20 protein-coding genes and 1 riboswitch are annotated in these 21,890 nt (G+C 46.6%); of the genes, 13 read left to right on the forward strand and 7 right to left on the reverse strand.

Going from position 1 to position 21,890, the window contains the following annotated elements:
• Complete coding sequence (locus Q0785_RS08755) at positions 1-402, forward strand: hypothetical protein (protein ID WP_298828669.1); 402 nt, start codon at positions 1-3, stop codon at positions 400-402.
• Between the two features lie 56 nt (positions 403-458).
• Positions 459-725 (forward strand): hypothetical protein, encoded by a 267-nt coding sequence (locus tag Q0785_RS08760; RefSeq protein WP_223638655.1) that lies wholly within the window; start codon positions 459-461, stop codon positions 723-725.
• A 101-nt stretch (positions 726-826) separates the two neighbouring features.
• On the opposite strand, the gene Q0785_RS08765 is transcribed toward Q0785_RS08760, so the two are convergent.
• Positions 827-2,488, reverse strand: coding sequence for an ABC transporter substrate-binding protein (locus Q0785_RS08765; protein WP_298828673.1), 1,662 nt, complete (start codon positions 2,486-2,488; stop codon positions 827-829).
• 97 nt (positions 2,489-2,585) lie between these two features.
• On the opposite strand from Q0785_RS08765, the gene Q0785_RS08770 reads away from it, so the two are divergent.
• From Q0785_RS08770 to Q0785_RS08800, 7 genes are all read left to right on the forward strand, one after another.
• Entirely contained in the window at positions 2,586-3,836 is a 1,251-nt protein-coding gene (locus Q0785_RS08770; protein ID WP_298828676.1) for an MFS transporter, read from the forward strand.
• Positions 3,837-3,880: 44 nt separating this feature from the next.
• Entirely contained in the window at positions 3,881-4,369 is a 489-nt protein-coding gene (locus Q0785_RS08775; RefSeq protein ID WP_223638664.1) for a GNAT family N-acetyltransferase, read from the forward strand.
• A 212-nt stretch (positions 4,370-4,581) separates the two neighbouring features.
• Entirely contained in the window at positions 4,582-5,697 is a 1,116-nt protein-coding gene (locus Q0785_RS08780) for a diguanylate cyclase (protein WP_298828680.1), read from the forward strand.
• Positions 5,698-5,873: 176 nt separating this feature from the next.
• Positions 5,874-6,659, forward strand: coding sequence for a cytochrome c oxidase assembly protein (locus tag Q0785_RS08785; protein ID WP_298828683.1), 786 nt, complete (start codon positions 5,874-5,876; stop codon positions 6,657-6,659).
• A gap of 314 nt (positions 6,660-6,973) precedes the next feature.
• Positions 6,974-7,930: an HNH endonuclease signature motif containing protein gene (locus tag Q0785_RS08790; protein ID WP_223638670.1), complete on the forward strand. Its 957-nt coding sequence runs from the start codon at positions 6,974-6,976 to the stop codon at positions 7,928-7,930.
• Between the two features lie 53 nt (positions 7,931-7,983).
• Positions 7,984-8,180: riboswitch (cobalamin riboswitch) on the forward strand.
• A gap of 166 nt (positions 8,181-8,346) precedes the next feature.
• A complete protein-coding gene (locus tag Q0785_RS08795) occupies positions 8,347-8,892 on the forward strand; it encodes a hypothetical protein (RefSeq protein WP_223638714.1) in 546 nt (181 codons plus the stop codon).
• A gap of 2 nt (positions 8,893-8,894) precedes the next feature.
• Entirely contained in the window at positions 8,895-9,839 is a 945-nt protein-coding gene (locus Q0785_RS08800; RefSeq protein WP_223638717.1) for an ABC transporter substrate-binding protein, read from the forward strand.
• 59 nt (positions 9,840-9,898) lie between these two features.
• On the opposite strand, the gene Q0785_RS08805 is transcribed toward Q0785_RS08800, so the two are convergent.
• Complete coding sequence (locus Q0785_RS08805; RefSeq protein WP_223638720.1) at positions 9,899-10,666, reverse strand: arylamine N-acetyltransferase; 768 nt, start codon at positions 10,664-10,666, stop codon at positions 9,899-9,901.
• A 193-nt stretch (positions 10,667-10,859) separates the two neighbouring features.
• Here Q0785_RS08805 and Q0785_RS08810 point away from each other — a divergent pair, with 193 nt between their 5' ends.
• Entirely contained in the window at positions 10,860-11,864 is a 1,005-nt protein-coding gene (locus Q0785_RS08810; protein ID WP_298828703.1) for a LacI family DNA-binding transcriptional regulator, read from the forward strand.
• 207 nt (positions 11,865-12,071) lie between these two features.
• On the opposite strand, the gene Q0785_RS08815 is transcribed toward Q0785_RS08810, so the two are convergent.
• The 5 genes from Q0785_RS08815 to Q0785_RS08835 all read right to left on the reverse strand — a co-directional run bounded on the left by Q0785_RS08815 (position 12,072) and on the right by Q0785_RS08835 (position 17,523).
• The gene (locus tag Q0785_RS08815) at positions 12,072-12,806 is read right to left on the reverse strand and encodes a YqcI/YcgG family protein (protein WP_223638726.1); all 735 of its coding nucleotides are present in this window, start codon (positions 12,804-12,806) and stop codon (positions 12,072-12,074) included.
• Positions 12,807-12,914: 108 nt separating this feature from the next.
• Complete coding sequence (locus Q0785_RS08820) at positions 12,915-14,585, reverse strand: DUF2207 domain-containing protein (RefSeq protein ID WP_298828708.1); 1,671 nt, start codon at positions 14,583-14,585, stop codon at positions 12,915-12,917.
• A gap of 58 nt (positions 14,586-14,643) precedes the next feature.
• A complete protein-coding gene (locus Q0785_RS08825) occupies positions 14,644-15,579 on the reverse strand; it encodes an acetamidase/formamidase family protein (protein WP_223638732.1) in 936 nt (311 codons plus the stop codon).
• A gap of 214 nt (positions 15,580-15,793) precedes the next feature.
• Positions 15,794-16,501: an NAD-dependent protein deacylase gene (locus tag Q0785_RS08830; protein WP_223639339.1), complete on the reverse strand. Its 708-nt coding sequence runs from the start codon at positions 16,499-16,501 to the stop codon at positions 15,794-15,796.
• A gap of 29 nt (positions 16,502-16,530) precedes the next feature.
• Positions 16,531-17,523 carry a potassium channel family protein gene (locus tag Q0785_RS08835; protein WP_298828715.1) on the reverse strand — a complete coding sequence of 331 codons (993 nt, stop codon included), beginning with the start codon at positions 17,521-17,523 and terminating at the stop codon, positions 16,531-16,533.
• 180 nt (positions 17,524-17,703) lie between these two features.
• Between Q0785_RS08835 and Q0785_RS08840 the strand changes: the two genes are divergently transcribed.
• From Q0785_RS08840 to Q0785_RS08850, 3 genes are all read left to right on the forward strand, one after another.
• On the forward strand, positions 17,704-18,390 hold the full coding sequence (locus tag Q0785_RS08840; RefSeq protein ID WP_298828718.1) for a GDSL-type esterase/lipase family protein: 687 nt from the start codon (positions 17,704-17,706) through the stop codon (positions 18,388-18,390).
• Positions 18,391-18,520: 130 nt separating this feature from the next.
• A complete protein-coding gene (locus tag Q0785_RS08845) occupies positions 18,521-19,795 on the forward strand; it encodes an alpha/beta fold hydrolase (RefSeq protein WP_298828721.1) in 1,275 nt (424 codons plus the stop codon).
• Between the two features lie 263 nt (positions 19,796-20,058).
• Positions 20,059-21,489: a carbon starvation CstA family protein gene (locus tag Q0785_RS08850; protein WP_298828724.1), complete on the forward strand. Its 1,431-nt coding sequence runs from the start codon at positions 20,059-20,061 to the stop codon at positions 21,487-21,489.
• The last annotated feature ends 401 nt before the right edge of the window (positions 21,490-21,890 follow it).

Below are 21,890 nucleotides of genomic sequence, written 5' to 3' on the forward strand. Positions count from 1 at the left end.
ATGATTAGTGCACAACCGGTAAAAACTTTGACTGAAATCCTGGAGAATATATTGGAAGCACCGGTCGAGGTGTTTGGAGATCTTCACGTAGTGAATAAGCAGAGGGAGTTAGCCATCAAAACAGGAAATTCCACTTTGTGCTTTAAAATCGATTACGAAATTACGTTTCAAAATATCCACCAGCAAGGCAAGATGCTGAATAAAGCCGAACTGCTTTTATTGCCTGAAGAACTGCCCGTGTTTTCCTCAGCGTTGATCAGCCAAAGTGTCTCATTACCCACCAATTACACACAACGGTTGGTTATGGAAACGGATGTCTTTTGCTTATACATGGAGTCCCAAGAACTTCCTGAACTTTTTGCCGAACGTTTTGCAGCCGCATTAAAAGCTGTCATTAATTGATCTTTTTGTCCGGATCGTCAAACTTTGATACCCACAACAGAAAAGAGGGTGTTCTTATGAATGGGAAATGTTTATCATGCATCTCGGCAGTCCTCTTTTTATTGACCATGCTGCCCTTGTCAATGGCAGCGATTCACTGGTTCTATAAACCACTTGAAATTTTGCTGAGCCTTCACCTGCATCTGCCTTGCGTGTTGAGCGGTTTGGGGATTGTGGCAGCGATGATCGGCGCAAAAGGAGATTTGAGGTTCAATCTTGTCTTATTCAATGTGCTGACGCTAAGTCTGTACCTCATTTTTTCTACAAGTCTGCACTCTATGTAAACCCGGTTGCATGCTACTGAAATATCGTACGAAATTACATGAACTTCTAAACAAAAAGATGGAATGCAGTGCATATTTGCGCAGCGTTCCATCTTTTCGATTTAATGTGCAATAATCGGCCTTACCCATAGTTTGGAAAAATCGACATAGCCGAAATGACTGATGGAAATATTCATTAAGTCAACAGAAAAAGGAATTTGACGCTTTTCATAATACAAAGTCAGCATGATGGAGGACTCGATCAGATCACGTTCAATTTCCAGATTTAAGGCCGTCCAATTTTCAAATGGCGTTTCAGCATACAGCTGCATGTAATCAGTAAATCGTGGTTGGGATTTCATGATAGCCGCCAGCGGAGAATAGCCGTTTGAAAGAAAATAGAAAAACGAGAAATTTTGGTTCATTTCAAAGACCTCTCCGTGAACAAAAAGGTCGGCTGTTTGGTCGTCTTTGGTATCCATCAGTTTGTCCCGGAAAGACAGCCATTGGATTTCGACAGGAATGCCTTCGCTTTCCAGAGCTTCTTTCAGCCAGCGGGTAGCTCCGTTGGTATAGTTTGCCGCTTTAATGATCAATGGCTGTTCAATGCGCGGACATACAGGCTTTGGCTGTGTATAGGCTTGTTTTTGTCCGATTAAACAGCTGTGGTGATTGGGCAAGGCACGCGGATGAAACTCGCCGATTTTATGGCGGTGTTTGGCGATGGCATAGTGGACATACTCACGTACTTCTTTCCGATTGATGGGTGAATTCCTGAATGCATTTAATATGACCACCCCAAACCCTGAATCGCTTTCTACTTGAAACGTCTCATTGGTCTGTTCATTCGCTGAAGAACGATAGGCAAAGTCGAAATCCTCGGGTACCTGGAGGAATTCGACGATGTCGAGCAGCGGCCGTTCACGGAAGTATCCACCGAATGCCATCAAGGTGGTTTTCAGCATGTCATTTTCCGTGACATAAAAGCTGCCGGTGCCGATAGGGTTCAATGGTCCTTCTTTATAGATGCTGGAATTGATCATGCCGAGCATATAGAGGCAGTAGCTGCAGCCATTTGGAAATGAGATTTCAAGAACATGTGGGGAGATTGCTTTTATGGCTGTAATCGGCTTCCAAAGATCCGCGTAAGAAGCATCCGTACGCAGCCGGTTTAGGCATTCGACTACATCTTCTGAAGTCAAAAAAGAGCCATCGTGAAAACTGACTTCTTTCCTGAGATACAGCCGAAGAGTAGTGGGGGTAAGGTCCCAACTATGGGCCAGCTCCGGAGAAACGTCTCCGTTTGCATGGACTGACACCAAACGGCTATAGACATTGGAAACCATATTTGCACTTTGGACATCTGCCGCTTCCAATGGATGGAGCGTCAGCAACGGATATTTCCGCGGGATGATCAGTTTATCTTTCTGGCTAACAGCGTTTTGGACATAACCGAAGTTGGACCGGAAGTGATGGAGCAAACGCTGCCTGACTTCCGATGACCAATCAAAAAGCAGGTATTTCCCGGCCGCTTCGATGGATTGTTCTTCAATCAAGTGAAGAAGCTGTTGTTCATATACTTCTTCTACATCCTGATGCCACTCAATATGGGAAGTATTTCCACGGCCACGGCCCGACGTAAAGGTGAACCAGCCCTCGTCAGCCCATTTACGCAACAGCCGTGCCGTTTGTTTATTGCTCAATTGAAGTGAATCTGCCAGCTCATTTTGCTTGATGTTGCCGGACGGGATCGCTTGCCATAACGCCAAAAGGGATTTTTCCATAATGCCTCCTTGTAAAAGTGGACATGATTTATAAAATTGTCTATTTTTAGTATCTTTCGTCTAGTTTAATATACATAAGACAAAGGAGGTTGACAAGATGAAATGGAAGGACTATCCACAAAATATTAAAGTGCGTTTGATTACTTCATTCTTTAACCGGGCTGTCGCTTCAGCCGTCATGCCATTTATGGCATTGTTTTTTGCCCAGGAGATGAGCAAGGTCTGGGCAGGTTCTTTTTTGATCATCACCGTTTTCATCGGTTTCTTTGTCAACATGATCGGCGGCTATATTTCTGATCGCTTCCCGCGAAAAAGAGTGTTGGTGATGACCTCTTCTCTGAGTGCTGTCATGTTCCTGTTGATGGCGATCAGTTTGTTGCCGGATGAAAAATGGATTCGCCTGTTTGCGCTCGCCTACGTCATGTTTATCGTCACCAGCAGTTTGGGCAGACCGGCGATGCATGCCATCATCATCGATTCGACAACTCCGGAAAACCGTAAAGCGATCTATGCCATCGATTATTGGATGATCAACCTGTCGATGGCCATCGGTGCAGCACTCGGTGGCTTATTGTATCTGAATCATCAGATTGAATTGTTTATTCTATTGACAGTAACAGCTGCCAGCTTGCCGATTGCTTATCAGATTTGGCTGAAGGACGAACGCGTCCAAAGCTTGAAAAAACAGCATCAGAATGTGGTGATCGATCTGCTGCAAAACTACAAAGTTGCTTTCCAGGACCGGCCTTTTGTGAAAGTGGTGATCGGTTCCATGTTCATTTTTTCGGCGGAATTTTCCTTGAACAGCTATATCGGCGTCCGGCTTGCCGAGAGCTTCGATTCTTTCACCATCGGGGATTTCGAGGTTGCCGGAGTCCGGATGCTGAGCCTCTTGAATATCCAAAACATGCTACTGGTCGTCTGTATGACATTTATGGTCAATAAATTCACGGACCGATTTTCCAAACGGCATGTCCTCTTGACCGGATTGTTGCTTTACAGCATTGGCTATGTCACGATTACATCAGCGAACAGCTGGTACCTGCTGCTCCTGTTCAACTTTATCGGGACAATCGGCGAACTCGTATATTCGCCGGTGCGCAATGCAGAGATGGCGAATATGATACCCGAAGACAAGCGGGGTTCGTATTCCGCTTTCTCCAATGTTTCATTCAGCGGCGCGGATCTATTGGCCCGCTCCACCATCATCATTGGTGCATTCCTGATTCCGACAATGATGTCTGTCTATATCGGCGTCCTGTTGATGATCGGAACGCTCCTTGTTTACACGGGCCTGTTTGTCAGAAAATCGAAGAAAGAGCAAGTGGCCGAACTGGAAATCGTTTGATCTCCACTACTTTAGTAGACAAATGAAATGCCAGGAGGATGAGCATGATGATTAGAAAAGCAGTTCCAGCAGATGCGGCTCAGTTAACCACACTCATGAAGCATGTGGAAGAATCGAATTTGATGCTGTTTGAGCCGGGAGAACGAAAAACCACTGCCGAACAGCTGAAGAAACGCCTTGGTGCTGCAGGGGATGAGTCAATCGTGCTGGTGGCAGAAGAAGAGTCGGAGTTGACAGGCTATTTGTTTGCGATGGGCGAAGGAGTCAAACGGAAACGGCATTCCGTTTATGTGGCGCTGGGCATTAGGCAAAACGAGCGGGGAAAAGGCAGAGGCACCGAGCTGTTTCTGGCGTTGGAGCAATGGGCCAAAGAAAAGGCGCTTCACCGCATTGAACTTACCGTTCTCGAGCATAATAAAGCTGCCATTGCACTATATGAAAAAATGGGGTTTCAAGTAGAAGGAATCAAGCGGGATTCTATATGGATTAACGACAGCTATGCCAACGAATTGTATATGTCGAAACTGCTTTAGGTCATAGAGCGGCAAAGGGTTCTATTACCACCAGTAACGTCGGTGGCTATAGAACCCTTTGCCGCTTTTTAGGAAATGAAGCGAGAAATGTGGAAATAAGACGATATCTTATGTTTATATACTAGAGGTATGTAAAATATTGTAGTTTATCTGTATTTTTAGACGCAATGATTGTAAACTAATAAAGAATGTTTTTACGGGGAGTTGGATAAATGGATTCGTTGCTTTTTTTCTTTCTTGAAAATATGGCGTTGATCATCGCGCTGCTATACCTGGCTTTAAAAGCTAAGGAATTATTATTCCCCGATTTAACCGAATCAACATTTTTATTGGTGTTGAGTGTAGTGTTCATCGGATTTTTAACGTTTTCAGTCATGTACAACCCTTATATCCACGAAGGGATGAGGCTTGACCTGCGGGAAGTGCCGCTTTATTTCATCTCCTATGTGGGAGGGTGGAAAGTTGGGATTCTGTCTGCTGTGTTCCCGTCGTTCTACCGCTATTCGCTAGGTGGTCCAACCGCAATAGAAGGTGTATTGCAGACAGTGGTGTTGCCGGTCATCATCGGCAGCTTGTTCCGCGATAAGAAGACCGTCAATAAGTTTTTTGCCTTGCTGGATATCAAGAGAATGGTTCTGGGATTGCTTGTATTCGAAGTCCTTAAATCGATAACGATGCTGGTAACTACACCGGCAACGATTTTTATAACACTATCGATGATGTTCTTTTCGATGGTTGCTGTATTGGCCATGGGATTGATCGCAAATGGGGAAAATCATCACATCCTCGTCCGCAAGGAACTTGAATTTTATTCGAATCAGGATCCGATGACACAATTGCCCAATATCCGCTATTTCCGAAATAAAGTTCAAATGCTGGTGGCGCAATATGTCCCAGTGGCTATTGTAATGATCGATGTCGATTACTTCAAAACCTATAACGACACGCATGGCCACCAAAAAGGGGATGCTGTGCTCCGGTCGATTGGCCAGCTGCTGCGGGACAATACACGAAAAAAAGATTATATCGCCCGTTATGGCGGTGAAGAATTCATCTTTTGTATCACCGATCCTCTAGATGATGCGGAAGCACTGGAAATCGCTGAAAGGGTTCGGGAACGGATCGAACAGTATCATTTTGAGGGTGAAGAGCTGCAACCTGAAGGCAAGCTGACTGTATCTATGGGAATATCCTTGAATTCCTACCACAAAACGCTGGATCAGCTGATTGGCGAAGCCGACCAGGCACTTTACCAATCCAAGCACCATGGAAGAAATCAGGTTACCGCTTTTTCAGAAACCGAGGAAAAGGAATCCGTGAATGTGTAGAGTGAAAAACTTATCGAACCGGACAGCCGTCTTTTCTCAAAAGCGGCTGTCTTTTTTTAGTGAAAGCGAGACCTTAAACATAGAAGCATGGAAAATTGGGTAGAGGGGATAAAGAGGAAAGCTGGCTCAATGGACAATGGGCTTTCCAATTAACATAAAAGACGGGAGGAATCCAGATGGAGCACAATCTGCAGACGGGATTAGCGTCTATGGAGACACTAGTCGTCATCTTGCTGTTCTTGGCATTTTTGCTGTACCCACTTGCAGCAGCTTTGACGAGCTTGCGCTTAAAAGCGTGGCCGCTCCATCGCTATTTTTTATGGAGCCTCGGTGTTTTTTGCATCGCAGCCGTCTTTACAGGGCCATTGGCGGATATAGCGCATGATGATTTCACTGGACATATGTGGACACATCTGCTGCTTGGCATGCTGGCACCTCTACTATTATTGCTGGCCATGCCTATGACTCTGCTGTTGCGGTCCCTGCCGATTTCTGCAGCAAGAAAGGTTACTTCAATTTTAAAGAGCCAGCTGTTTCATTTGTTGAGCAACCCGATTACCGCATGGATCCTCAATACCGGCGGGTTGTATATGCTGTACATGACGGATTTATATGAGCTTATGCACCGGTCGCTGATTGCTTACGCCCTTATCCATCTGCATGTATTTCTAGCAGGCTACCTGTTCACTGCTTCTATCCTCTATATCGATGTCACAAGCCATCGCCTGGGTTATTTGTTCCGTTCCATTGTTTTGATCGTGTCGTTGGCGGCTCATAAAATCCTTTCAAAACTCATCTACGCCTATCCGCCTGACGGTGTGCCAAGAGAGCAAGCCGAAGCAGGAGGAATGATCATGTATTATGGTGGGGACTTCATCGATTTGGTCATCATCGTCATCTTTTGCTGGCAGTGGTATAAAGCCACTGCTCCAAGGAAAAGTGAAATGGCTGAGAAGATATGAAGCGTACGGGGAAGCTGTTTCGTCGGTGCGTCTTATGTCTTTCGGGGCTGAACGGCCGTTTCCGCTTTTCTTTTTGTCCAGCTCCAACGGCCAACTCCTCGGGTCATAAGCCACACTGACTATGCGGCAAAAAACGCCGCTTCGTCAGCGCGTCTTATGCCTTTCGGAGCTGAACGGCCGTTTCCGCTTTTCTTTTTCTCAGGCAAAGTCTCTTGTTTTGGGTTAAACTAGAGATAAGCGTTTGGATTCGAATAATCTGCTCTACTACATAAGAACGAATGAATTTAAGCATCACCATCATTAGGAGGCAATTCATGAATAGTTTTATTGTTATGCAAGGAGAGACTTATCAGGCAGAACGCAATGCGGGGGTTCTTTGGACGCCGCAGATCGACAAATCCGGCATGGTGCCGCATTCGTGGAACCGGATGCAGGAATTGAAGAAAGGCGATATTGTGTTTCATTATGTAAAAGGCTCCTTTATGGCCATCAGCCGAGTACGGGAAGATTGCCATAAAGGCACGAAGCCGAAAAATCCGGATGAGCAGCAGAATGGACATGAAGACGCGTTCGTGGCACACACTGTCTATCGCGAACTGGATAAGCCCTTGTCAGTGAAGGAATTCTTTGCGGAAATCGAGCCTTTATTGCCGGTGAAGTATTCCGCGTTCCAGGAAGATGCCAGCGGCAATTCAGGCTATCTGTATCCCTGCAATGAAGAACTGGCGATGAAGTTTCTGGAGCTGATCAGCTCGTTGAACATTTTTACAATTGAAGTGGAACAGTTGGAATTATCGATGGAAGTGATCAAAAAAACGGAGCACAATCCATTGCTGGGGCTGATTGCCGAAGCGGAACTTGAAATCAAAACTAAAATGCGCAGAGGCAAAGAACAATTTCGGGAAAGTTTGCTGCCGCAATGGAACGGCGAATGTCCGCTTTGCGGCATCGGGGTCGAAGAGGTTTTAAAAGCGACCCATGCGAAGCCGTGGAAGGACAGTTCGGATTCAGAGCGATTGGATCCGTTCAATGGCATTCTGCTTTGCGCTAATCACGCCGCCTTGTACTCAGCAGGTTATATTGCCTTCACCGGTGGGGGAAGGCTCCATATTTCGAGCCGGATTCCCGAAGAAGACTATCCGGTATATAGATTGCGTAAGAGCATGAAAGTTCCGGTCTCCCCGGAGCATGCGCCTTATTTAAGGTGGCATAAACGGATTGTTTTTGCAGAACCGAGAAAAGTGAAATTGCTGACAAACCAGGAACAATAGATTTTTTTAGCTGTCTATAGGCGAATGGAATATGCTACACTGAAAACAAGTGAATAATCATGCAGAAAAAAGGTGCTGATTCGTCAGCATAACAGGGAACCCGGTTAGATTCCGGGGCTGTTTCCGCAACTGTAAGTGCGTATGAAATAAGAAAATGCCACTGTTCCGATGACTAGTCATCGGGACGGGAAGGTTCTTAGAGTAAATCGATGCACAAGCCAGGAGACCTACCTTTTTTTGAACGTATTTTTACTCTTCGGAAGATAAGGGAATCATACGGCAACGTTTCTATTTTTGACTGCTGGAGTATGTCTCTGAATAGCTATGGCGCCGCCCTTTTTTTGAGGGCGGCTTTTTGGTGTTTAATGAGAGCGTTCAATGCAGTGATTTTCACCAGACAAAAGTGAGGTGAAATGATGAAGAAAGACATGCGTTACCTATGTTATCCATTCATGCGGGAATCCGCCTCTACAGTGGACTTTGAAATCAGAACAGATTCATTGACCACACACATCGGGGAAGCCCTGGCGCTGACAGAAGATGTAGCTGCAGTTCAGCGCGACCTGCAGATTCTCCAGCCGATGGCCTATCATTTGAATGGCTCAGTCCGAGGGAAACTGGCTATCCGGGATGAAGATTTGATCGAGTTAAGTAACATGTATGATTATTATGTCAACTGTACAAGGGACAAAATCGACCACTTCGTTTTGCCTCAAGGGACTATAGGTGCTTGTGTCCTGCATGGATGCCGTAGTGAGGCGAAAAAATCTGTCCGCGCCTTGCATAAAGTAAGCTTGGAACGTGAAGTTCCGGAAATCCTTTTCAATTACGCCAATCTTTTGGCGAATGTATTCTTTACCATGGCTGTTTATGTCAATCAACACCACGGCGTGGAAGAAATTCCGTTTGTCAGCAAGTCCTATCCAACCAAAAAAACCAAAAAGAAAGAAGTGGCCAACTAACAATGAAAATTTCCCTATTCAAGTACCTATCCATCGGAGCAGTGGCATTAACGCTCGGCGCCTGCCAGTCAGACACATCCCAAACAGCTGATTCGGATGCAGCAGCTGAAGTTGAAGAACAGGCAAGTTATACCGTGACGGATGACCTGGACAAGGAGCTGACTTTTGAAGAAGTTCCTGCTACTGTCGTGTCATTGATTCCCAGCAATACTGAAATCCTCTATGAAATCGGAGCTGGAGACAAAGTGGTCGGTGCGACAGATTACGACAACTACCCGGCTGAGGCAGCCGAAGTGGAGCGTGTTTCCGATTCGGTGGCTTTCAATGCCGAACGCATCATTGAACTGGAACCGGATGTGGTCATCGGTTATTCGACAGGTGGACCGACCGGCTACGACGAATTGGAAGCAGCCGGCATACAGGTATTTGTCATCGAATCAGCGGAATCCTTCGACGACGTTTACGGAGACATCGAGCAAATTTCAACTGTAATGGGCTTGGAAGACAAAGGCGAAGAAGTGATCGGGGCCATTCAGCAGCAAATTGAAGGCGTACAGGGAAAAGTAGCAAGCGTGGAAGAGAAAAAACAGCTGTATTTCGAAATCAGCCCTTCACCGGAAATCTATACAACAGGCCAGAAGACTTTTCAGCAGGAAATATTGAATCACGCCAATGTCGACAACCTGTTTGGCGATTTGGAAGGATGGCCGCAGATTTCTGAAGAAGAAGTCATCAAACGAAATCCGAAAATCATTGCGACCACAGTCTCTTATATTGATGACCCAATCGGCGAAATTAAAAGCCGCGAAGGTTGGAAAGATATCGAAGCAATCCAAAACGATCAGGTGTTTTTCCTGGACTCCGATATCACTTCCCGTCCGGGACCAAGAATCGGAGATGCTGTCGAGCTGGTAGCGAAAACAGTATATCCCGAAGCTTTCGAATAATAGTGAAAACCCCGCTCAAATATGAGCGGGGTTTTCTGATCCATTCATAGTAGAGGCTGTTATTGGTGCTGTTTTTCAAGCACATCCAAATCAATGCCGAATTCTTCCTTCAATACACTTTGTTTTTCTGCAGCCGACAATTCTGTCTTTTCCTTTTTCCCATTTTCAGAACGCGTCAGCTGACTGCCTGATAACGTCACCCGGCCATTTTCAGTAGCCCGTGTAACTAGGTCATCATGGGTAAAAGGAGACTCCTGTGAAACCTGGTTGAAGACACAGCCTTCGTGAAAATCAGCCAGCTGTTTTGCTTCTATGGAAAATCGGTATAGTGTTTTCTCCGTATCTTCGGTTTCACGAATCAAGTCGTAGTAGACTTCATCAACGTGTTCAACACGGTAAGTGCCGCTATGGTCTGTATGCCGTTCACCGCCGAGCGGAATTGGGCTGATGGTGGAATCCCCGAATCCAGCATCGACCAGATAGAGGGTATCGAGCTCAACGAGAATCGCTGCATGGGTATCGGCTTTCGACCATGTACCGTCGGGTTTTTGTACAGTAGCGGAAATCAGTTTTGCATCAAATCCCAATTCATTCAGCAGCCAATGGAACAAACCATTTATTTCGTAGCAATAGCCGCCGCGGTGTTGATTGACGATTTTGTCGTAAATGCTATTGATATTTAAATAGATCGGCGTCCGGCGGATAACATCCAAATTTTCAAAAGGGATATTCTGCATATGCAAAGACTGCAGCTCAGCCAAGTTCTGCAGGTAATGCTCCTGTACGGGTGAAGCTTTGAATCGCTTAAGGTAGTCGGTGGTATTCATATTTATTATTCATTCCTTTCGGCTAGTCGAATGGGTATATATTTTATTCTGTGAAATAAACATTCATTCATTATAATAAAAGAGTGTAGAGTTTGCTCCTGCGTGGTATAGTGAATAAGTATGTGAATTTAAAATGAATATCACAAACTGAATGACTGTATGAATGCTGTTCAAAAAAATAGGAAGCAGGGTGATGGATTTGGTATCCACTACGGATGTTGCTAAGCATGCAGGTGTTTCGCAGACCACGGTTTCACGTGTGTTGAATAAACCCGATCAAGTGAAAAAGGAAACTTATGATAAAGTGATGGCTGCTGTAACTGACTTGAATTATTCGCTGGATGGGAATGAAGAGGCAGTTCCAATCATCGAAAAAACCAAATCAATCAGCCTGATTGCCGGACCATTGGATGACCCGATTTTCATCGGTGCTGCTCCAGCTATTATCAACTATGCAAAAGAACGGGGCTATCAAGTAAACGTTCATTTTGTTACAAAAGAGAATGAGTTGGAGACTTATGACGCCGTTTTGTCCAGCAAAACCGGTGGCATTATTTTGGCTTCCGTACTCCTTGATGATGTAAGCCATAAGAGACTGGTTGAATCAAATATCCCATTCATCCTGTTGAATTCGAACCATCCTGGTAGCCAACACTCAATTGGCCTGGACAATATCGAAGCCGGATATCTTGCGGCCAGCCACCTGCTTACCGCTGATCATCAGGAAGTGGCTTGGGTGGGGGGACCTTTAAATAGCTCCACCTATAAAGACCGGTTTTTAGGCTTCATTCATGCGCTTCAGGAAGCGAAAAGCAAAATACGCAAAAAACGATTGGTGATTACCGATACCGATAAATCTTCTCTCTATGCAGTTTATCAGGATCTGCAGAGTTTGAAGAAAAAACCGACGGCTATTGTGGCGGCTACCGATGAAATTGCCATCCAGCTGTTGGATTTCTATCAGGAAGACGGATATCGGATTCCGGAAGACATCAGCATCATCGGTATCGGAAATTCAGAAATCGGTCAGCATTCAGCATTCGGACTGACTTCTGTCGGTTCAGCCGATAGCCTGGCTAATCTCGGTCAGGAAGCCGTGAAAAGACTTTTTGATATCTTGACGCTCGATCAAGATGAAGCCTTTCATGTAAACCGGGAAGTTCTTCTTTATGAGCGCAAGACTACTGTTCACGGATAGGTGATGAAACTGTACGGAATGCAGGATTCATTTTCTGCATCCATTATAGTCTTACCCTGAAAGGAACGGAGATTAACCCATAATTAAAAAGCTGTACTGGCAAAGATGCCGGTACAGCTTTTTTCAGTGAGTAAAAACCCACGGCAAAGTCCGAGATACGGGTTCATTTCTTTCATTCTGTTCTGCATAAATGGATGGAGTTGCTTATTATTTCATTTCTTTATGCGTAAAGGGACACTTCCCCTGTATCGGTTCACTGTCGTCGCCGATGAAAAATTGCTTCCATTCGTTATGTTCAGGGTCTCCGAAATGGCTGATATCCGGGTGTGTCGGCAAATGATCCCATGCCTCTACACGCTGCCGCACTTTATCGCGTGACATGACGCCGCCTTTTTCGGTTCCTTTTAATCCTTCAAAGATGCGGCGGGGCTGGAATCCTAAAACCATTGCGTTGCCGAGGTCCCGGGTTTTCCGTTGTTTATAAGCCGGTGTATTGCCGAAGATGAAGATCGGCTCTCCCTGGAAAGTGAAATCCCATAGATAATGGTCCGGGTCGCGTGGTGCTTCTTCCGGCCATTCCATTTCATCTTCATCATGCAGGTATTGGAGAATGTCCCAGAATTGCTGGCGGTAGGTTTCCAGTGAACCTTCTTCCTTGAATGGTTCAACAAAAACAAACAATCCATGCCGCTTGTGTTTCGGATCATTGAATAGCGTCAAAAATGATTCAACGGCGGCAGGCAAGTTGCTCCAGTCGTCTTGGGTGATATAAGCGTAGCGCAATTCTCCCTTCAGTTCGCCGCTCATCCCGAAATAACATGGAAAAGTCTTATCCGTTACGGTTTCGTGAAAGGTTTTGTATTCGGCCAGCAACCATTCAGGCAAGTCTGTCCGTACTGAAAAATCTTCTTTCGTCAATAAAGCTGAGTGGGTTGTAATCATCAAATATTCCTCCATATGCATAAAATAGCGTCTTCCTTCTACTTCCCTAAGAAACACAGGACAAAACAAAAACGGCTGAGAAAAATCACAGCCGTTTCATCAATTGAATTAAAAAGCTCCGGAACCGCCACCGCCGCCTCCGACTCCACCGCCTGCAGGCATAGAGCCTGTCCCGCTGGCTGAAGCACTGGTGCTGGAATTCGCAGCGATGAAAATACCCGTCAAGAGGACTGGATTGTAGAACACGCCAAACTCTGCAAAAGCAGATTCACTGTAGGCATTGGTGAAGCTCTGCGTTTTCGGATTGGCCGATTTTTCGTCCGCTCCCAAAACGTAGGCATAGGCACGCATTTTTTCATCCTGCGTCAAGTTTTCCCAGTCTGAAGCATCCAGATTTTCCATGGCAGTACGCAGTTGTTTCCATTCTTCCCGTATCTCGTGGCCATCACGGGTAATCGGGGAGTAGAAGCAAAAAGCGACAAAACCGATTCCAATGAAGAGAGAAAAGAACATCAACGGCAATAGATCCATTACCCCGAAAAAGATGCTTGCTGCAAATAAGGCAAGCCCGATCAGTCCCACGGTCCAGCGCAGCAACGGGTGCTTGCCGTATAGGTCATGTTGCTTCACTTCTTCGACGACGCCCTGCTGCCAGGCCGTGATCGATTCGTTATAGGAAGAGTGGTTCAGTTCGTTATTGGTATAGGTTTCAAGATCCTTGGTTGCAAAAGTTTCGCCATCCCCGACTTTATCGAATAATAAGTCGATCAATGTCGCCTCATGCGCATGTTCCGCATGGCGATCGATCAGCCGGAAGTGTTCTTCCGACAATTGCTCTACATTCTTTTTGCGCACCAGTTCCATTAAGGCGGCTGCTGTTACGGCAGGCGTCAAGATGGAGGATTTGGTGAAATACAAGGTCGCCGGAATACTCATTTTCTGTTTGGGCACGAAGAAGGCGCTTGTACTTGGTTTTGCTTGCTGTTTGGTTCTGCGCGCACGGTTCCACCCCCAGGCGGCAAGTGCAAGCAGCAAAGCCCCGGCCCCCGGAATCAGTCCATTGCCGATGAGAGAGCCGGTGTCCCGTCTTGCCGCAAAAGCGATGGCCTCATCTTCCAAACGTTCTTTTTCATCTGCCAATTCCCCGCGGATAGATCCATCCTGCTCGGGAAGGGCGGGGAAGAGCTGAGCGTCAAAGATGACACGGACATCTCCGTTAGATCCTTCCGGCACGCGACCCATATCGAAGCGGACCGCTCCATCGTCCTGCAGGCTGCCCGTCCCATAAGCTTCATCATAGCCGACAAAATCCGTTTCTTCGGAAGGAGCGGGAGGGGTGACCGTAATGGTCATTTGTCCGTAATCACTTTCGTTGCGGTCATCGAAGAACGGCCAGTAGAATTCGGCGCCGTCTTCGAATTTGTCCACAGCATCCTGGATTTCGTAGTGCAATTCGATGGTTACGGTTTCATCTTCGCCTGCACGGAAGACCTTGTACAGATCGCCTTCCCGTTCGACTTCCAATTCCTGGCCGTTTTCATAACCGCTGAACTTTTGGATCGAGCTTCCTTCTTTCGGAGCGATTTCCCGTGTGATGCCGTTGAAGTCATCTTCAAATTCATATGTGTGATGTTCCACCACATCCACGGTGCCGTCTGTGTTCACCTGTGCATCGATAACAACTTCAGCAATCGAGAACTCGACGGCTAATGCCTGCAAGGGAAACAGCATGAGAACCAGCAGCGTCAAAAAACAGATAAACGGTTTTTTTCTGTGCATTTCCATCACCTCTTTCTCTATTTACGAGAATCTCCATAAAAAGTTTCAGAAAGAACAATCAGCGAAGAACGCCATGAGGCAAAATTGCATGAACGCCTTTGACCCCATTGACGACTTGGGTGACATGCAGATCGACTGCGACACTCGATAAGGCAGTCGCTTCTGTCCGTGAAATGCTATAGAGCTGTTGCATAAACGAAATCATTTCAGCTAAAGCGACAGCTGCAGCTTCGTTCAGGTCTTCATTGAATCCGAATGTAATCCATCCGGCGGGTGTGTTTGCACGCGGCATCGATAATGTCCTGTCTTTATGGAGAATCAGCGTGATATCCGCGAGATCCATCGGGCATTCAATTGCAGTTCCGGAACTTTCCCCATCACCTTGAAGGGCGTGGCCATCTCCCAGTGAAAACAACGCACCCTCCACAGATATAGGCAGAAATAAGCTGCTTCCCGGCACCAATTCCTTGCAGTCGATATTGCCTCCGAAATACGCAGGTGGTTTTGTCGGAAAAGTTCCCGCTTCCTTTGGCGCTACGCCCATCAACCCTAAAAAAGGGGACAAACCGACTTTGAATTCCTGCCCGGCGAGTTTACAGCTGCCCGTCATCCGTGCGGCATCGAGCCTCCAATCCACCTGCAGCCGTCCGCTGTCTGAGATGCCCAACTTGTCATTTTGCCAAGCCGGGAGACCGCCTGCCCAATTGCGGCCGTACCAGCCTGGGATGAGTTTATTGGTGCGCACTTCAAGCACCATGCCGGGTTTCGCACCTGCAACGGCAATCGGGCCAATGATTGGATGTGCGAGCTTTTCTTCGTTTTCACGCGACGTGAAAATCGTCCGTGCTTCAGTTTCGGCTGCCGAATAGCCCCATTGGATATCGATGGTCTTCAACTGGATGGTATCGCCTGAATCGACGGTTAGAATCGGGTTATAATCCCGGTTAAAGGAAGAATGAAGGTGCTTTGAATCGAGTGGAATGGAATGAATCACAGAACTGCCCCTTTCTATTAAACAAACTTTCTGTCATTACGGTAATTATAGCAATGAAGCTGGCAATAAAACAAAAAATGGCCTTGCTGACCTGAAGAATGAGGCGACGGAGAACAGGCACACAAATTTTCCTGAAAATAAATAAGCGGCTGAAACCCTAAGGTTCCAACCGCTTTGTCATCTAGTCAATCTCTATTGCTTAAGTTGGATATGGTTAATCCTGATGCCATTCCATTAATACCTCACCGATTTGACGATGATTGATCACCAGGTCGGCATAATCATCAAGCGGCGTGGCTTCCTGATTGACGATGACCAGTTTCGCACCGTGTTCCTTGGCGATGAGCGGGAACTGATTGGCTGGTGTCACGGACAAGGAAGACCCGAGAACGATGAATAATTCTGCACGGCTTGCTTCGTCAAACGCCGACTCGAATGGCTGTTCCGGCAGCATTTCCCCGAACAGCACGACGGAGGGGCGCAAAATGCCGCCGCAATTGCAGCGGTATGAACCGTCGAGAAACGCTTCGCTGTTGTAGGAGGTTCCACACGATTGGCAATGGACCTTCTGCAGCGTGCCGTGCAGTTCTGCCACATTTTTGCTGCCGGCCTGTTGATGGAAGCCGTCGACGTTCTGGGTGATCACCGACTGGATCCGGCCTTGCCTTTCCCATTCCGCTAAAATGCGATGGCCGTTGTGCGGACGGTATTCCTTTACACCAAGCACACGCTTCCGGTAGAAATCGATAAACTCGTCAACATTCCTATTCAGCGCTTCGACACTGGCAACCTGGCTGGGGTCTTTTTGCTGCCATAAGCCCTGATTTGCCGAGCGGAAGTCAGGAAGCCCGCTCTCCGTCGACATGCCGGCACCGGTAAAAACCACTGTATGTCTTGAATTGGTCAGCCAGTCTTTAATCAACAAAACCACTCCTTTTTTGAATACCCATTTTACCGGGTTGGCCATGCCCGTTCATCTGCTTCAATAACACCCAATAATTTGCTGCGGCGTTGCTGCAGCTCTTCATAAGCTTGTAGATAATCTTTTTCCGGCATCAATGGAATTCCTGACTGGCGAAGAAACTCAAAATCAGGAAGAGATGGATTGTGTTCCGATGGACGATAAAAGGATTTATTGAGCGTTTCCAAATATTGCTGGACGCTGGAGCGCGCATTTTTCAAAAGCAGCCTGTTGGGGTGGTGTTCGGCAGGTATACTGAATTTAATGAGGCTCAGCGTTTCGTCCAGAATCGCAACGGCTGTCGGCATGGCAGATTTTTTGCTCACTGCATGATAATAATGCAACACAGGATAAGCAATATGCTGAGTAGTCAAAGAGCCCAATTGCTCCGAATAAGTATCCAGCAATAAATCGAAATCGTGGAAGTCGTCTCCATTCCATGCGCTTTCGACCAGTTCCTCAGCGGTTTCACCCACACCATGGATACTGGAAGCGAAAGATCGCTTCATCGTAACTGCACTCAAGATAGAGATTAAGTAAGTGACGCCAAAGGTGATGAACAGCATGCCCGTGCCGGTAGCAAGAACAGAAGCGATTTGCCAAACTCCTTCTTTCGGACTGAAATCACCGTTGCCCAGCGTAAAGATCAAATAGCCGGCAAAATAGACGCGGTCGAACCAGGAGATCGGGTCGGTTCCGCTGGAAGGCGAGATTGAATCCGCCAATCCGGCGAAAATGAGTGTCCAGCCGCTCCATAACATGAAAATCCACATGGCCAGCGTGGCACTCAAAACAAAAGGACCTGCTAAACTCAATGCTTTCGAGTGGTCTCCCGCGATTGCTTTGACCGTTCTCCAGACCAATGATGACAAGCGGTCTGTAACCGGTCCCGCTCCACCATCGATCCATAACGTGGTCCACGTGAAATCGATGATGCACAGGACAATCAGCACGATTCCTGCGATTAAGTAAACCATATCCATTGGAGTTCCTCCTTATGTATATACTAAATGAAATATTGAAAAAACAGCCTTGTTTTTTATGATAATGCCTACAGTTCAAAATGTAAAAAAAACGACGTTGCCTGAGGCTTATTCAATAGGTCGAGTGCCGAAATATGTTAAAATAAGAGAGAAAATCAGCAAGAAGGGACGTGCAGCAGATTGGTTAAGATTCGATCCGGTGCCCTTTTTGGAAGAGCACCTTTTCTCGCTTCGAAAAAAATTAAAACCCCACTTGATATAGAAAATATCGTCATACTAGGTGATTCTGTGGCTTACGGCTATGGCACCAAAGGCGGCATCGCCAATTATTTGAAAGAAACCTTCCCATCAAGCCGCATCACCAATCTCGGCATCAATGGATTGACCAGCAGCGGGCTCGTCCAAAAAATGCGGACAGGCTCCTGGCATAAACCGCTCGAACAGGCGGACCTGGTCCTGTTGAATATCGGCGGAAATGACTTGCTCCGCGGATTCCGAGACGGCGGAGCAAAAGGATTAATTCGGCAGTTCGCCATTCTGAAACGGACTTACCGCCAAAACCTGCTTCAAATATATGCATATCTTCGACAGGCCAATGACCAAGTCATTATCGTCCAGAACAATCTGTATAATTCCATGAAAAAGGATGTGCAGTATTTTGGCTTCACCAACCTGCTATTCCGTCTTTGGAATACAGCAATCGGCGAAAAAGGGGTCATCGTTTCCAAAACTGATGCGATGGGGAAAAACCCATCCATCTGGCTTGATTCCATTCATCCGAATGATGAAGGCTATAAGTTGATGCATGAATTATTGCTCCATACGCTTTCGACAACAGGATTCACCATCCTGCCGAATAAAAAATAAGCAATTGATGAATGATGAAAGTACAGGGTATTCACCCTGTACTTTTTTCTTTTGCTGAAAAGATTGAAGGATGTTCTCTCTGCGAGGATAATAGAAGTATAAATTGATGTATAGAAGAAAGGGGAAGAGGATGAAGAAATCGGTCATTTTATATTCAGTATGGGCAGTCCTTTTTCTGATTTTACAGGCCTGCAGCCAGCAAGAGGACCAAGAGGAGCGTGTACAGATGGATGAACTCATTGGGAATTGGGAAGGGGCGATTCAAGTGCCGGGTCAGGCATTGCCGATCGCCGTCGAGTTTGACGGGGCCACTGGAGCGATTTCAATTCCTGTACAGGGGATTCAAGGTTTCCCCCTTTCAAACTTTGACTTTATCGATCCGGATATTCACTTTGAAATGAGTATTCAAAATCAATTGCTGGTCTTTGATGGGGAGCTTTCGCAAGACACCATTGCCGGCACATTTACACAGCAAGGACAATCTTTTCCGTTTGAACTTTCCAGAACGGCTGCAGCTGAGGAAGAAGCAGGAACACGCGCAGAGATAGAAGTGGAGGGAGGGGGCATGACAGCCCTTATACTGACACCTGAAGGCGAGGGGCCGTTTCCCGTCATGCTGTTGCTGTCAGGGTCCGGACCCACCGATAAAAACGGCAACTCTCTGATTACTGTCGGAAAAAACAATAGTTTGAAGATGGTCGCTGAAGCGCTCGCTGAAGAGGGAATCGCCACAATCCGCTATGACAAGCGTGGAGTCGGAGACAATATCGGCCTGATGGCGAAAGAGGAAGAGCTGCGGTTTGAAGATTATATCAAAGATGCTTCCGCATGGATCGGCTACGCCCACTCACAGGAAAGGTTCTCCTCTATAGGCGTTATCGGACACAGTGAAGGATCTTTGATCGGCATGATTGCGGCAGGGCAACAGCAGGCAGCATCGTTCGTTTCATTGGCCGGGCCAGGGCGCCCAGCTGATGAGATCCTGATGGAGCAGTTAAAGGAGCAATTGCCGCAAAATCTGCTGGATGAAGCGCTTGGCACCATAAGTGAGTTGAAGAAAGGGCGTACGGTCGAACAGGTCAGTCCAGAACTCGCCAGCATCTTCCGGCCTTCTGTCCAACCTTACCTGATTTCCTGGATGGCGTATGATCCCCGGGATGAACTGAAAAAGCTCGACATGCCGGTCCTGGTCGTTGGCGGGACCACTGACCTGCAGGTGCCTATCGGTGATGCAGAGCTGCTGGAGAAAGCGCATGATCAGGCTGAATTGCTGATCGTCGACAACATGAATCATGTGCTGAAAAATACCTCTACCGATCCAACGGAAAATCTGGCAAGCTACGGCAATCCTGATTTGCCCCTGGCAGAAGGACTGATGGAAGGGATATTGGAATTCCTGAAATAAACCTGAAACGCCTTCCGTAAGCCGGAAGGCGTTTTTTTCAGTTGAAACGAGCGGATCATTTATCTGGACACGTAGTTGGAAATGGTTTTCTTGTATTTCCCAAAAAAGATTGACTATTTTAAATTAAAATACTAATATAAAATATACTTCTAGTTCCAGAAAGAAGAATCTTGATATGGAGATATAAAGGGGGAGGTATAAAAAAGAAGGAACATTTTTTGTTATATCGAGAAAGCGTTTACAACATAGAATAGGGGTGCACCATGTTTACATTTTTGATTTCCATCGTCATTTTGGTGGTGGCATATTTTACATACGGTAAATTTATCGAAAAACTGTTCGATCCGGTCGAAGCGAGAAAGACGCCGGCTTACGCGAATGCGGACGGTGTGGATTTTGTTCCGATGAACAAGCATAAGAACGCGCTGATCCAATTATTGAACATTGCCGGTACGGGGCCGATTTTCGGTCCCATCATGGGTGCGTTATACGGCCCCGTGGCATTTCTGTGGATCGTCATCGGCTCGATCTTTGCCGGAGCCGTACACGATTACTTGACCGGTATGATATCCATCCGCAACAAAGGTGCGCATATTCCGGAGCTTGCCGGCAAATTCCTGGGGGCTGCTTCGCGGCACATCGTCAACGTTTTCGCTTTGTTGCTGCTGTTATTGGTCGGAACGGTATTTGTCACGACACCGGCATCGCTGCTGTCGATTTTGTTGGATGGCAAGCTGGCGGTCGGCATCATCATTGTGTTCATCTTCATCTATTACTTCCTGTCGACAATCTTGCCGATCGACAAAATCATCGGCCGTTTCTATCCTTATTTTGGTGCCGTTCTATTGATCGGTACTTTGGGTGTCGGAATTGCATTGGTATTCTCTGAGTACAAAATACCGGAACTGAACTTCACAAACATGCATCCGGGCGATTTGCCGATCTTCCCAATCTTGTTCTTTACGATCACGTGCGGGGCGCTATCCGGATTTCACGCTACACAGTCGCCGATCATTTCCCGGACAGTTGAAAAAGAATCCCAGGGCCGCTACATTTTTTACGGCATGATGATTGCAGAAGCCATCATCGCCATGATCTGGGCAGCTGCCGCTATGAGTATTTTTGACGGGCAAACACTGAGCGGATTGATCAATTCCGGAACGCCCTCAGCGGTTGTCAACGAAGTGTCCATGACGCTTCTTGGCGCTGTAGGCGGTACGATTGCCGTTCTTGGCGCCATCGTATTGCCGATCACTTCAGGCGATACGGCCTTCCGCGCTGCGCGTTCCATCATTGCGGATTACATCAAGATCGACCAAACCAAGCTGATGAAACGTCTGCTCATCGCCATACCGCTGTTCATCATTTCAGCGGTCCTGACACAGGTTGACTTCAATCTGCTGTGGCGTTATTTTTCCTGGGCCAACCAGGCGACGGCAGCCATTGCCTTATGGATAGCCACCATGTATCTCTACATCCAAGGCAAGAACTATCTGGTGTCACTTGCTCCAGCGATTTTCATCACCTATATGGTATTCGTCTATATACTCAACCAGAAAATCGGTTTTAATCTGGATCTGAACCTGTCCTTCATCATCGGTCTGGTACTTACCGGCATCATCATTGTGATGTTCTACACCAAAGCCAGAAAAAACCGGAAAGCGGAAGTTCAGACGGTCGCAACGGTCGAATAAAGAAAACTTCATCACGGGAATCTATGACTCCCCTTTACCGCTAAAGCAGGCTCAAGCAGCCTGCTTTTTTCTTTGCCATTCACTTGCTGAAACCCTTTTTGAGCCAACAAAAATAAAAAACTCTTTATTTATCCTGTTTTTTTGCTAAAATAAGAAATTGAGATGATTAGAAGCTTTCATAGAAAAAGCCGGTCGCTCTTAAAAAGGGAGGAAGCGTCAATTTCTAATAATTGGTTATGGTTGCCGGTATTGATCTTTATGATGAATGGTTTCCGCTACGCAGAAATAATGATGCATAGCAGCTTGAATACTTATCAGGTCACCTTTTTTTCATTGAGTATCGTCGGCATCGTATATTTGCTGTGGGTAATTTACAAAGAAAAACTAGTACGCAACAAACC

This window comes from uncultured Planococcus sp. (assembly GCF_947501725.1).
Classification (GTDB): domain Bacteria; phylum Bacillota; class Bacilli; order Bacillales_A; family Planococcaceae; genus Planococcus; species Planococcus donghaensis_C.

Bases quoted from the DNA above. Each gene is read 5' to 3' on its own strand.
- Q0785_RS08755 (WP_298828669.1), top strand. From the start codon at position 1: ATGATTAGTGCACAACCGGTAAAAACTTTGACTGAAATCCTGGAGAAT.
- Q0785_RS08760 (WP_223638655.1), top strand. From the start codon at position 459: ATGAATGGGAAATGTTTATCATGCATCTCGGCAGTCCTCTTTTTATTG.
- Q0785_RS08765 (WP_298828673.1), bottom strand. From the start codon at position 2,488: ATGGAAAAATCCCTTTTGGCGTTATGGCAAGCGATCCCGTCCGGCAAC.
- Q0785_RS08770 (WP_298828676.1), top strand. From the start codon at position 2,586: ATGAAATGGAAGGACTATCCACAAAATATTAAAGTGCGTTTGATTACT.
- Q0785_RS08775 (WP_223638664.1), top strand. From the start codon at position 3,881: ATGATGATTAGAAAAGCAGTTCCAGCAGATGCGGCTCAGTTAACCACA.
- Q0785_RS08780 (WP_298828680.1), top strand. From the start codon at position 4,582: ATGGATTCGTTGCTTTTTTTCTTTCTTGAAAATATGGCGTTGATCATC.
- Q0785_RS08785 (WP_298828683.1), top strand. From the start codon at position 5,874: ATGGAGCACAATCTGCAGACGGGATTAGCGTCTATGGAGACACTAGTC.
- Q0785_RS08790 (WP_223638670.1), top strand. From the start codon at position 6,974: ATGAATAGTTTTATTGTTATGCAAGGAGAGACTTATCAGGCAGAACGC.
- Q0785_RS08795 (WP_223638714.1), top strand. From the start codon at position 8,347: ATGAAGAAAGACATGCGTTACCTATGTTATCCATTCATGCGGGAATCC.
- Q0785_RS08800 (WP_223638717.1), top strand. From the start codon at position 8,895: ATGAAAATTTCCCTATTCAAGTACCTATCCATCGGAGCAGTGGCATTA.
- Q0785_RS08805 (WP_223638720.1), bottom strand. From the start codon at position 10,666: ATGAATACCACCGACTACCTTAAGCGATTCAAAGCTTCACCCGTACAG.
- Q0785_RS08810 (WP_298828703.1), top strand. From the start codon at position 10,860: ATGGATTTGGTATCCACTACGGATGTTGCTAAGCATGCAGGTGTTTCG.
- Q0785_RS08815 (WP_223638726.1), bottom strand. From the start codon at position 12,806: ATGATTACAACCCACTCAGCTTTATTGACGAAAGAAGATTTTTCAGTA.
- Q0785_RS08820 (WP_298828708.1), bottom strand. From the start codon at position 14,585: ATGCACAGAAAAAAACCGTTTATCTGTTTTTTGACGCTGCTGGTTCTC.
- Q0785_RS08835 (WP_298828715.1), bottom strand. From the start codon at position 17,523: ATGGATATGGTTTACTTAATCGCAGGAATCGTGCTGATTGTCCTGTGC.
- Q0785_RS08845 (WP_298828721.1), top strand. From the start codon at position 18,521: ATGAAGAAATCGGTCATTTTATATTCAGTATGGGCAGTCCTTTTTCTG.
- Q0785_RS08850 (WP_298828724.1), top strand. From the start codon at position 20,059: ATGTTTACATTTTTGATTTCCATCGTCATTTTGGTGGTGGCATATTTT.